Source organism: Streptomyces sp. B1866 (genome assembly GCF_031932565.1).
GTDB lineage: Bacteria > Actinomycetota > Actinomycetes > Streptomycetales > Streptomycetaceae > Streptomyces.
Map to the genome: position 1 here is coordinate 1 of NZ_JAVSCF010000212.1, position 11579 is coordinate 11579.

The 11579-nt window shown below is 75.4% G+C and carries 10 protein-coding genes; 4 read left to right on the forward strand and 6 right to left on the reverse strand.

What is annotated here, in order from left to right; all coding sequences use genetic code 11:
• From RKE29_RS22920 to RKE29_RS22930, 3 genes are all read left to right on the forward strand, one after another.
• Nucleotides 1–295: urease accessory UreF family protein (locus RKE29_RS22920; protein ID WP_312007462.1), on the forward strand; the 295-nt coding region annotated here is incomplete at its 5' end.
• A gap of 779 nt (nucleotides 296–1074) precedes the next feature.
• Nucleotides 1075–1752 carry an urease accessory protein UreG gene (gene ureG, locus RKE29_RS22925; protein WP_312007463.1) on the forward strand — a complete coding sequence of 226 codons (678 nt, stop codon included), beginning with the start codon at nucleotides 1075–1077 and terminating at the stop codon, nucleotides 1750–1752.
• Nucleotides 1749–4445 carry an urease accessory protein UreD gene (locus RKE29_RS22930; RefSeq protein WP_312007464.1) on the forward strand — a complete coding sequence of 899 codons (2697 nt, stop codon included), beginning with the start codon at nucleotides 1749–1751 and terminating at the stop codon, nucleotides 4443–4445. Before ureG ends, RKE29_RS22930 begins: the two co-directional genes overlap by 4 nt.
• Nucleotides 4446–4538: 93 nt before the next feature.
• On the opposite strand, the gene RKE29_RS22935 is transcribed toward RKE29_RS22930, so the two are convergent.
• The 6 genes from RKE29_RS22935 to RKE29_RS22960 form a co-directional block, all read right to left on the reverse strand.
• Nucleotides 4539–4694, reverse strand: coding sequence for a hypothetical protein (locus tag RKE29_RS22935; protein ID WP_312007465.1), 156 nt, complete (start codon nucleotides 4692–4694; stop codon nucleotides 4539–4541).
• 147 nt (nucleotides 4695–4841) lie between these two features.
• The gene (locus RKE29_RS22940; protein WP_312007467.1) at nucleotides 4842–5792 is read right to left on the reverse strand and encodes a cytochrome c oxidase assembly protein; all 951 of its coding nucleotides are present in this window, start codon (nucleotides 5790–5792) and stop codon (nucleotides 4842–4844) included.
• Nucleotides 5793–5926: 134 nt separating this feature from the next.
• Nucleotides 5927–6952 (reverse strand): 6-phosphofructokinase, encoded by a 1026-nt coding sequence (locus tag RKE29_RS22945; RefSeq protein ID WP_312007468.1) that lies wholly within the window; start codon nucleotides 6950–6952, stop codon nucleotides 5927–5929.
• Between the two features lie 186 nt (nucleotides 6953–7138).
• A complete protein-coding gene (locus RKE29_RS22950; RefSeq protein ID WP_312007469.1) occupies nucleotides 7139–7870 on the reverse strand; it encodes a glutamine amidotransferase in 732 nt (243 codons plus the stop codon).
• 32 nt (nucleotides 7871–7902) lie between these two features.
• Complete coding sequence (locus RKE29_RS22955) at nucleotides 7903–9144, reverse strand: MurT ligase domain-containing protein (protein WP_312007471.1); 1242 nt, start codon at nucleotides 9142–9144, stop codon at nucleotides 7903–7905.
• Between the two features lie 236 nt (nucleotides 9145–9380).
• Complete coding sequence (locus RKE29_RS22960; RefSeq protein ID WP_312007472.1) at nucleotides 9381–10034, reverse strand: TetR family transcriptional regulator; 654 nt, start codon at nucleotides 10032–10034, stop codon at nucleotides 9381–9383.
• A gap of 153 nt (nucleotides 10035–10187) precedes the next feature.
• Here RKE29_RS22960 and RKE29_RS22965 point away from each other — a divergent pair, with 153 nt between their 5' ends.
• Complete coding sequence (locus tag RKE29_RS22965; protein WP_312007473.1) at nucleotides 10188–11411, forward strand: acyl-CoA dehydrogenase family protein; 1224 nt, start codon at nucleotides 10188–10190, stop codon at nucleotides 11409–11411.
• Nucleotides 11412–11579: the final 168 nt, after the last annotated feature.

Here is an 11579-nt window from a genome sequence, read left to right on the forward strand (position 1 = left end):
CGCCGCGCGCGCCGCCGGACTGACCCCCCTGGACGCCGCGCACGCGGCCGCCTACGAGTCGGTGAGCGGCCCGGCCACCGCCGCCGTACGGCTGCTCAGCCTCGACCCGCTGGACGCCACCGCCGTGCTCGCCCGCCTCGCGCCCGACCTCGACACGGTCGCCGGCCAGGCCGCGGCCGCCGCCCGCGCGGCCCTGCGCGAGGGCCCCGGCGCCCTGCCCGCCGCCTGCGCGCCGCTGCTGGACATCACCGCCGAGCAGCACGCCGCCTGGCCCGTACGCCTCTTCGCGTCATGACCGGCGCCCGCCGCGATCCGCCGGTACGGCCCCCGACCGCCCCCAGCCCCACCGCCCCGGACCCCACCGCCCCAGCCCCCTCCTGACCCGCTAAGCCCCTCCCGACCTGCCATCCCAGCCCCTCCCGACCTGCCATCCCAGCCCCTCCCGACCTGCCATCCCAGCCCCTCCCGACCTGCCATCCCAGCCCCTCCCGACCTGCCATCCCAGCCCCTCCCGACCTGCCATCCCAGCCCCTCCCGACCTGCCATCCCAGCCCCTCCCGACCTGCCATCCCAGCCCCTCCCGACCTGCCATCCCAGCCCCTCCCGACCTGCCATCCCAGCCCCTCCCGACCTGCCATCCCAGCCCCTCCCGACCTGCCATCCCAGCCCCTCCCGACCTGCCATCCCAGCCCCTCCCGACCTGCCATCCCAGCCCCTCCCGACCTGCCATCCCAGCCCCTCCCGACCTGCCATCCCAGCCCCTCCCGACCTGCCATCCCAGCCCCTCCCGACCTGCCATCCCAGCCCCTCCCGACCTGCCATCCCAGCCCCTCCCGACCTGCCATCCCAGCCCCTCCCGACCTGCCATCCCAGCCCCTCCCGACCTGCCATCCCAGCCCCTCCCGACCTGCCATCCCAGCCCCTCCCGACCTGCCATCCCAGCCCCTCCCGACCTGCCATCCCAGCCCCTCCCGACCTGCCATCCCAGCCCCTCCCGACCTGCCATCCCAGCCCCTCCCGACCCGCCATCCCAGCCCCTCCCGACCCGCCATCCCACCCCTTGAGGAGCCCGCCGTGCACCTCGACCACCCCGACCCCTGCCCTCCGCGCCACACCGCGAGCGCCCCCGACCCCGCGCGCGCCCTGCGCGTGGGCCTGGGCGGACCGGTCGGCTCCGGCAAGACCGCGACCGTGGCCGCCCTGTGCCGGGCGTTGCGCGACGAGGCGTCCATCGCCGTGGTCACCAACGACATCTACACCCGTGAGGACGCCGACTTCCTGCTGCGCGCCGCCGTGCTGCCGCCCGAGCGGATCACCGCGGTGGAGACCGGCGCCTGCCCGCACACCGCGATCCGCGACGACATCTCCGCCAACCTGGAGGCCGTGGAGGACCTGGAAGCGGCCGTCGGCCCGCTCGACCTGGTGCTGGTGGAGTCCGGTGGCGACAACCTCACCGCCACCTTCTCCCGGGGCCTGGCCGACGCGCAGATCTTCGTCATCGACGTCGCGGGCGGCGACGACATCCCGCGCAAGGGCGGCCCCGGCGTGACCACGGCCGACCTCCTGGTCGTCAACAAGACCGACCTCGCGCCGTACGTCGGCTCCGACCTCGACCGCATGGCCCGGGACGCGAAAGAGCAGCGCGGCGACCTGCCGGTGGTCTTCACGTCCCTGGTCGCCGAGGACGGCGTACGGCCCGTCGCGGACTGGATCCGCGGCCGGCTCGCCGCCTGGCGGGCGGCCCCGGCGTGACGGCCGCGGCCACCGTCCCCGGCGCGCCGCGGGAGCCCACGGGCCCCGGGCACGGCGCGGGCGTACGGGCCGACGCCCGCCTCGTCGCCGAGCCCGACGGCCGCGGCGGCACCGCCCTGCCCGTCCTGGCCGGAGACGGACCGCTGGCCCTGCGGCGCCTGAGGGCGGGCGGACCCGAGGCCCGCGTCGCGCTGGTGGGCGCCCTGTGCGCCCCGCTCGGCGGCGACCGGCTGCGGCTGACCGCCGTGCTCCGGGACGCCGCCGCGCTGTGCCTGACCAGCACGGCGGCCACCGTCGCGCTGCCGGGCCCGGACGGCGAGCCGGCCGCGTACGACACCCGCCTGACCGTCGGCGACGGCGCCGCGCTGCGCTGGCTGCCCGAGCCGCTGGTCTCCGCGCGCGGCAGCGACCTGCGGATGACCTGCCGGGTGGAGCTCGCGCCGGGCGCCCGCCTGCTGCTGCGCGAGGAACTGGTGCTCGGCCGCTTCGGCGAGCCGCCCGGGCGGCTGGCCACCCGGCTGACCGTGCACCGCGCGGGCCGCCCGCTGCTGGACCAGGAGCTGCGGTACGGGCCGGGGGCGCCGGGCTGGGACGGCGGCGCCGTGCTCGGCGGGCACCGCGCGGCCGGCCACCTGCTGCTGGCCGACCCGGCCTGGGTCCAGCGGCCCCCGGAGCCGCTGGTCATCGGCGACGGCGCCGTCGCCGTCCCGCTGGCCGGACCGGCCGTCCTGGTCACCGCCGTCGCTCCCGANACCCGGCCTGGGTCCAGCGGCCCCCGGAGCCGCTGGTCATCGGCGACGGCGCCGTCGCCGTCCCGCTGGCCGGACCGGCCGTCCTGGTCACCGCCGTCGCTCCCGACGCGCTGCGGCTGCGCCGGACGCTGGACGCCGCCGCCCGCGCCGTCGGCGGCCCGGCCGCCTCCGACCGCCCGATACGGATGTTCACGGCTTGATAAAGAAACCCGGTTGGCCTGTACCTGCCGGGCTCACGGCACGGAAGATCCTGCTACGACCACACACCACTACCAGCGGGCACCCGCCCCAGGGGGAGTAGCGAACGTGAGACGCACAGCGATAGCCGGCGCGGCCGTCGGCGCCGCGGCCGGCGCGCTCATAGCCGGCGTGCTGACCGCGCCCGTGGCGGACGCCGGGGAGCGCGTCCCGGGCGGGGCGGCCGAGGCGATGGGTGTGAAGATCGCCGCCGCCCGGGCCGCCCGCGCGGGCGTCGACTGGACGGACTGCCCGGCCGACTGGGGCCTGGAGAAGCCCATCCAGTGCGGCTACGTCACGGTCCCCGTCGACTACGCCAGGCCGAACGGCCGCACCATCAAGATCGCCGTGGACCGCGTCGCCGCCACCGGCGGCGCGACCGCGCACCAGGGCTCGCTGATCTACAACCCGGGCGGGCCCGGCGGCTCCGGCCTGCGCTTCCCGCGCCGCGTCACCACCAGGAACCCGCTGTGGACGAAGACCGCGGCGGCCTACGACTTCGTGGGCTTCGACCCGCGCGGCGTCGGCCACTCCGCGGCCATCTCCTGCGTCGACCCCCAGGAGTTCGTCCGCGCGCCCAAGCCCGACCCGGTGCCCGACAGCGAGGCGGACAAGCGCGCCCAGCGCACGCTGGCCCGGCAGTACGCCGACGGCTGCCACGAGCGCAGCGGCTGGCTGCTGCCGTACCTCACCACGCCCAACACCGCCCGCGACCTCGACGTCATCCGGGCCGCGCTCGGCGACCGGAAGCTGAACTACCTCGGCGTCTCCTACGGCACGTACATCGGCGGCGTCTACGCCACCCTCTTCCCGGGCCACGTGCGGCGGATCGTCGTGGACAGCGTCGTCAACCCGTCCCGGGAGAAGATCTGGTACCAGGCCAACCTGGACCAGGACGTGGCCTTCGAGACCCGCTGGAGCGACTGGAAGGCGTGGGTGGCCGAGAACGACGCCGCCTACCACATCGGCGACACGCCCGAGAAGGTCCAGCAGCGGTGGGAGACGCTGCGCGCGACCGCGAAGAAGTACCCCGTCGGCGGCGTCGTCGGCCCGGCCGAACTGCTCGGCTTCTTCCAGAACGCGCCCTACTACGACTCGGCGTGGACGACCGTCGCCGAGGCGTGGAGCGCCTACCTCGCCGGGGACGACAAGCCGCTGGTCCAGGCCGCGGGACCGGACCTGTCCGACACCGCGGGCAACGCCGCGTCGGAGAACGGCACCGCCGTCTACACCGCCGTGGAGTGCGCCGACGCCAAGTGGCCCGCCGACTGGCGCACCTGGGACCGGGACAACACCCGTCTGCACCGGGACTACCCGTTCCTCACCTGGTCCAACGCGTGGCTGAACCTGCCGTGCGCCACCTGGCGCGGCCCGCAGCGCACCCCGCTGGAGGTCGGCGCGGGCGCGAGCCTGCCGCCGGTGCTCATCGTGCAGAGCACGCGCGACGCCGCGACGCCCTACGACGGGGCCGTCGAACTGCACCGCCGGCTGCCGGGCTCCCGGCTGGTCACCGAGCGGGACGCCGGCTCGCACGGCGTCACCGGCCTGGTCAACCCCTGCGTCAACGACCGGGTGAACGCCTACCTGCTCGACGGCACCGTGGACGACGCGGACGTGACCTGCGGCCCGCACGCCACGCCGAAGCCCGCCGCCAGGGCCGCCGCGGGCGCCAGGGCCGCCGCGGGCGCCAGGGCCGCCCGCTAGGCCGCAGCGGCCCGTATCCGTCGAGGCGGCGCCGCCCGCCCCGGGGACCGTCCGGCACGCCGGAGCCCGGGGCGGGCGGCCGCCGGGCGGACGTCAGGACCGGGCGACGAGCACGCCCCCGGTCGACAGCCCCAGCAGCACCCAGCAGAACCACAGCCAGCCGTTGCCGCCCAGCGCCACGGTATAGGCGGTCACCGCCACCAGGCCGCCCACCGTGCACGCCGTCATCGCCTTCGCCGATCCGGGCATCTCGTGTGCCAACCTCCTCGGGCGGGCCCCGGGCGGCCACCCCGCCCGTACCCGCGGCACCGGCCGCGACGGGCCCGGGCACCATGGTCGCGCGCCGGAGGCGGAAGAGCCAGGGATCCGGCGGCCCCGGCCCGGTCCGCCGCAGCCTCAGCGCCCGCGGGCCCGCAGCGAGGCGAGGTAGGCGTTGTAGGCGGCCAGCTCCTGGTCGCCGTCGCGGTCCGCGGCCCGGTCCCGGCGGCGGGCCTGGCGCTGCTCGGAGGCGTACCACTGGAAGAGCAGCGCGACCAGCACCAGCACCGACGGGATCTCGCTGAAGGCCCACGCGATGCCGCCCGCCGCGTTCTGGTCGGACAGCGGGTCGACGCCCAGCGAGACGGGCGGGTGCTCGTAGGTGCTGATCATCGGCTCGGAGGCCATCATCAGCGCGATGCCGAAGAAGGCGTGGAAGGGCATGCCCGCGAACAGCTCCAGCATCCGCATCAGGTGCCCGGGCCGGTGCGGGCCCGGGTCCACGCCCATGATCGGCCAGAAGAAGACCAGGCCGACCAGCAGGAAGTGGGCCATCATCGCGAGGTGCCCGGCCTTGCTGCCCATGAGGAAGGCGAACAGCGGGGTGAAGTACAGCCCGTACAGGCTGGCGATGAACAGCGGGATCGTGAACGCCGGGTGCGTGACCACCCGCAGGTAGCGGCTGTGCAGCAGCGCGGTCAGCACCTCGCGCGGGCCCCTGCGGCCGCGCCCGGCCACCGGCAGGGCGCGCAGCGCGAGCGTCACCGGGGCGCCCAGCAGCAGGAGGATCGGGGCGAGCATGCTGATGACCATGTGCTGCACCATGTGCACGCTGAACATGACCATGCCGTAGTCGTTCAGCCGCGTGCACATCACCAGGGCGACCGTCAGCACGCCCAGCGCGAAGGCCGCGGTCCGGCCCGCGGGCCACCGGTCGCCGCGCCGCGCCAGGCGCGCCACGCCCCAGCCGTACAGCGCGAGCGCGGCCGCGCAGCCGACGAGGAAGAACGGGTCGCCGCCCGGCTCCAGGCCCCGCGACAGGGTGAACGGCGGCAGGTCCGTCATCATGCCGTGCCCGCCGTGCCGCATGCCGCTCTCCCTGGTGCCCCGCGCTCGCCGCCGGCCCGCGACGACGGGCCCGCGGCCGCGGGCCCCACGCTCGCCGCCCGCGACCGCACCAGCCTAGAACCCCCGGCCCCGCCGCACCCGGCCGCCCCCTCGCGTCACACCACGCAGCCGGCCTCGGCGTACCGCCCGCCGGGCACCGTCTTCAGACTGGCCACGGCGTCGGCCAGCGGTACCAGGTGGATGTCCGTGCCGCGCAGCGCGGTCATCATGCCGAAGGCGCGCCGGTGCACGGCCTCCACCGCGTGCCAGCCGAACCGGGTGGCCAGCACCCGGTCGTACGCCGTCGGCGTGCCGCCCCGCTGGACGTGGCCCAGGATCACCGGGCGCGCCTCCTTGCCCAGGCGCCGCTCCAGCTCCACCGACAGCTGCCGGGCCACGCCGGAGAACCGCTCGTGGCCGTAGGCGTCGGTGCCGCCCGGCTCCAGGCGCATGGTGTCCTCCTGGGGCTTGGCGCCCTCGGCCACGACCACGATCGCGAACTTCTTGCCCGCCTCGAAGCGCTTGCCGACCAGGGTGGCCAGCTCCTCGATGTGGAACGGCCGCTCGGGCACCACGATCGCGTGCGCGCCCGCCGCCATGCCCGAGTGCAGCGCGATCCAGCCGGTGTGCCGTCCCATGACCTCCACGATCAGCACCCGCTGGTGCGACTCGGCGGTGGTCTTCAACCGGTCCAGGGCCTCGGTGGCCACGCCGACGGCCGTGTCGAAGCCGAAGGTCACGTCGGTGGCGGCGATGTCGTTGTCGATCGTCTTGGGCACGCCGACGACGGGCAGGCCCGCGTCCGACAGCAGCCGGGCGGCCTTGAGGGTGCCCTCGCCGCCGATCGGGACGACCGCGTCCAGGCCCAGCGCGGCGACGTGGCCGCGGGCGCGCTCCACGCCGTCGCGCAGGTCGGCGGGGCGCACCCGGGTGGAGCCCAGGATGGTGCCGCCGCGCGCCAGGATGCCGCTGACCGCGTCCAGGTCGAGCGGCCGGTGGTCGCCTTCCAGCAGGCCCTTCCAGCCGTCGTGGAAGCCGATCACCTCGTCGCCGTGGTCGGCGACGGCGCGGTGGACGACGGACCGGATGACGGCGTTCAGACCAGGGCAGTCGCCGCCGGATGTGAGCACACCGATACGCATAGCCGTTACCTGACGAGGGAGGGGCGGGCGGCCGGACCGCGTCGTCCGGCGGGACGCCGTCACCCTACAAGCGTCCCGGCGGCCGCGGGGGCGGCCTGTCCGGCATGCAGACGGCACCCGAACCCGTACCGGCGGTAACCGCGTCCGGGGCCGCCCGGGCGGCCCGCGCCGGGCGGCGGGCGGCGGCTAGGACGCCGTCTCGGTGGCCGCGGCGATGCGCTCCTCGCGCAGCGCCTCGTACCAGCGGTCGTCCACCGGGGGCAGCGTGCTGACGTCCAGCGCCAGCCGCAGCAGCAGGTCGGCGATGTGCGGGTTGCGGGCCATGACCGGGCCGTGCATGTACGTGCCGAAGACGGTCTCCTGGTACGCCCCCTCGGTGCCGTCCTCGGTGCCGTTGCCGTTGCCGAACCGGACCTGTGCGAAGGGGCGCGCCGTGGCGCCGAGCCGGGTGATGCCCTGGTGGTTCTCGAAGCCGGTCAGCGGCGGCAGGCCCAGCCGGGGGTCGATGTCGGCCAGCACGTCGCCGACGCACCGCGAGCCCTCGCCGCGGACGCTGACCACGTCCAGCAGCCCGAGGCCCGGCTCGCGCTTGCCGAGGTCGTTGACGAACTCGTGGCCGAGGATCTGGTAGCCCGCGCACACCGAGAAGATGATCGCGCCGTTGGACGCCGCGCGGTTCAGGCCGCCGTCCCGGCGCAGCCGCTCGGCCGCGAGCCGCTGCGGCCGGTCCTCGCCGCCGCCGATCAGGTAAATGTCCCCGGAGGTCGGGATCGGCTCGTCGGACCGCACGTCGACGCGCGCGACCTCGATGCCGCGCTGCCGGGCGCGCCGCTCCACGACCAGGACGTTGCCCTGGTCGCCGTAGGTGCTCAGCAGGTCGGGGTAGATCCACACCAGGCGCAGCGCGTTCTGGCTCATGCTTCTCAGGGAACCTTCCGGGGGAGTCGGGGTCAGTTGCCCACGCGGCGGCGCAGGTCCTGGAACGCGGTGTAGTTGGCGATGGCCTCGATCCGGCCAGGCGGCGACAGGCGCACCGCCTCGTCCACGGTCTCGCACACCCGGAAGTCCAGGCCCGCGACCTCCAGCCGCACCGCCAGGTCCAGCCTGCGGTCGCCGATCACGCACAGCGGGTGCCCGGCGAGCCGGGTGTAGTCCACGTCCCACAGCCAGGAGGTGTCGGTGCCGTCGGCGCCGCGCGCGTTCACCGACAGGATCACCGGGGTGGGCGGCGGGTCGATGAGGGAGAAGGTCTCCAGCCAGCCGGCCGGGTTCTTCGCCAGCAGCAGGCGGATCTGGCGGCCCTGGAAGGCGACGACGTCGTACCGCCCGGCGACCGCCCGCACCTCGTACATGCGCTCCAGCGCGACCTGCGGCGGCACCCCGAAGGCGGCCGCGACGGCGGCGGAGGTGGCGGCGTTGGCCCGGTTGGCGCGGCCGGGCAGCTGGAGGCGGATCGGCCAGGCCGAGCCGTGCGGGTCCAGGACGAACTCGCCCTTGAGCGCCCAGCTGGGCACCGGGCGGCGGAAGCCGCACTCCCGGCAGCCCCAGTCGTCGCCGGAGGGCCGGTGCAGCACGCCGCCGCACGACGGGCAGGACCAGGCGTCGTCCTTCCACTCCTGGCCCGCCGCCACCCACACCACGTTGGAGCAGGAGGAGGCGGCCCAGACGATGAGCGGGTCGTCGGCGTTGGCGATCACCACGGACTTGGTGCCGGCCAGGCCCTCGCGCCAGCGCTCGGCGAGCATACGGGTCTCCGCGGCCCGGTCGAGCTGGTCGCGCGAGAGGTTCAGCAGCGCGACGGCCTTCGGCTCCACGTCGCGCGCGACCGTGGCCAGGTACTTCTCGTCCACCTCGATGACGCCGTAGCGGGCGTCGGAGCCGCCGGCCAGGGCGGAGGTGATGCCGGCGGGCATGTTGGCCCCGAGCGCGTTGGAGACCACCGGGCCCGCCGCCCGCAGCGCCTCGGCGATGAGCCGGGTGGTGGTGGTCTTGCCGTTGGTCGCCGACACCAGGATCACGTCCAGGTGCTGCGCCAGCGTGCGCAGCAGGTCGGGGTCGAGCCTGAGCGCCACCCGGCCGCCGATCACCGAGCCGCTGCCGCGGCCCGCTGCCCGTGACACCGCCGCCGCCGCCCGGCCGGCCGTCACCGCCAGCTTCGCCCGCGGCGACAGCGGCTCCGCGTTGCCTGCCATCGTCCTCAACCCTCCTCCTGCCGGCGCCGCACCTGCCCCGGGGCGCCGGTGGTACGCCCCGCCGCGCCGGTCGCCGGCCGGGAGCCTTCCGTCGGGGGTCAGCCTATCGAGATCCGGCCGGTCCCATCGACTTCCGCCGCCGCCGGCCGGCCGCGGGTCGCCGGGCCGCCGCGGCCGGGCCGGCGCCGGGGCCACCGGCGGCGGCCCCGGGGGCGCCTGACGGCCCGTGAGACGTGTCAGAAGCCGGGGCTGCCGTGCCGGTCCCCGGCCGTCGCCAGGCGCCCCCACAGCAGGTCCGTCAGGTGCCGTACGAGCTGGCTGCGCGAGCAGGGCCGCTCGCGCAGCCACCAGTCGCCCGCCGCGTACATCATCCCGACGATCCCGTGGCCCCACACGCGCGCCTGCTCGTCGCCGTCGGGACCGAGGTCGAGGCGTTCGATGACGACGGTGGCCAGCTCCTCGCCGATGCGGCGCAGCAGCGGGGCCGAGTGCCGCCCGACGTCGAAGCCGCCCTCCGTCGGCCGGCCCTCCTGGTCGTCCTCGGCGGGGTGCATGAGGAAGCGGTAGACCTGGGGCTGGGTCTCGATGGCCGCCAGATAGGTGTCCAGGGTGGCCTCGACCCGGTCGCGCCGGCCGGCGGGGGCGTCGAGGGCCGCGCGCAGCGCCGCCAGCAGGGCGTCGGTGTGCCGGGCGGCCAGCGCCCGGTACAGGCCGCCCTTGTCGCCGAAGTGGCGGTAGAGGATCGGCTTGGTGATGCCCGCCTCGGCGGCGATGGCGTTCATCGAGGCGCCCGGCCCGTCGCGCAGCACGACCCGCTCCGCGGCCTCCAGCAGCTCCTTGCGCCGGCGCTCGGTCGCCTGCCGCTGATCGTCCCGCTGGCTGGTCTCCATTGAGTGTCCTCCCCGCCCCCTGATGATTCTTCTGACCGTGCGCAACGTAACACCGCCCTCACGCGCCGGGGCGGAGCGCGGAGGGAGGTTGACATTGCTTACTGGTGAGTAACAGACTGCGGTTACCGCAGGTAATGACAAGGTGGAGGGGTCATGGCCGAGTTCTCGTTCGAGCTCAACGACGACCAGAAGGCGGTGCGTGACTGGATCCACGGGTTCGCCGTGGACGTGATGCGCCCGGCCGCCGCGGAGTGGGACGAGCGCGAGGAGACCCCCTGGCCGATCATCCAGGAGGCCGCCAAGATCGGCCTGTACTCGCTGGACTTCTACGCCCAGCAGTACTTCGACCCCACCGGCCTCGGCATCCCGCTGACCATGGAAGAGCTGTTCTGGGGCGACGCGGGCCTGGCCCTGTCCATCGTCGGCACCGCCCTCGCCGCCGTCGGCGTGCTCGCCAACGGCACCGAGGAGCAGATCGGCACCTGGGTCCCGGCCATGTACGGCGACGCCAACGACGTCAAGCTCGGCGCCTTCTGTTCCTCCGAGCCGGACGCCGGCTCCGACGTCTCCGCCCTGCGCACCCGGGCCGTCTACGACGAGGCCAAGGACGAGTGGGTGCTCAACGGCACCAAGACCTGGGCCACCAACGGCGGCATCGCCGACGTGCACGTGGTCATCGCCTCGGTCGACCCCGACCTCGGCGCGCGCGGCCACGCCTCCTTCGTCGTGCCGCCCGGCACCCCCGGCCTCACCCAGGGCCAGAAGTTCAAGAAGCACGGCATCCGCGCCTCGCACACCGCCGAGGTCGTCCTGGAGGACGTCCGCCTCCCCGGCAGCTGCCTGCTGGGCGGCAAGGAGAAGCTGGACGAGCGCCTCGCCCGCGCCCGCGAGCGGGCCCGCACCGGCGAGCGCGTCAAGAACGCGGCCATGGCGACCTTCGAGGCCTCCCGGCCGGCCGTCGGCGCCCAGGCCGTCGGCATCGCGCGCGCCGCCTACGAGGTCGCGCTCGACTACGCCAAGACCCGCATCCAGTTCGGCCGCCCCATCATCGACAACCAGGGCATCGCCTTCCAGCTCGCGGACATGCGTACCAAGATCGACGCCTCCCGGCTGCTGGTGTGGCGGGCCTCGTGGATGGCCGCCAACGGCAAGCCCTTCACCGCGGCCGAGGGGTCGATGTCCAAGCTCTTCGCGGGCGAGACCGCCAAGACGGTCACCGCCCAGGCCGTGCAGATCCTCGGCGGCAACGGCTTCACCCGCGAGTACCCGGTGGAGCGCATGCACCGCGACGCCGCGATCTACACGATCTTCGAGGGCACCAGCGAGATCCAGCGGCTGGTCATCTCCCGCTCCATCTCCGGTATGTCGATCCGCTAGCCGCAGCCAGGCGGCCCCGCGGCGGCCCCGCGGCGGCCCCCGGTCCTCCCGGGGCGCCGTCGCGCCGCGGGGCCGCGGGATTCGACCAGGCCGGCCCTCCGGGGCCGGTCCGACGCGCCCGCGACGCGGGGAAGCGGTGGCCTCACGGCCACGCGCGGGCGCCCCGGG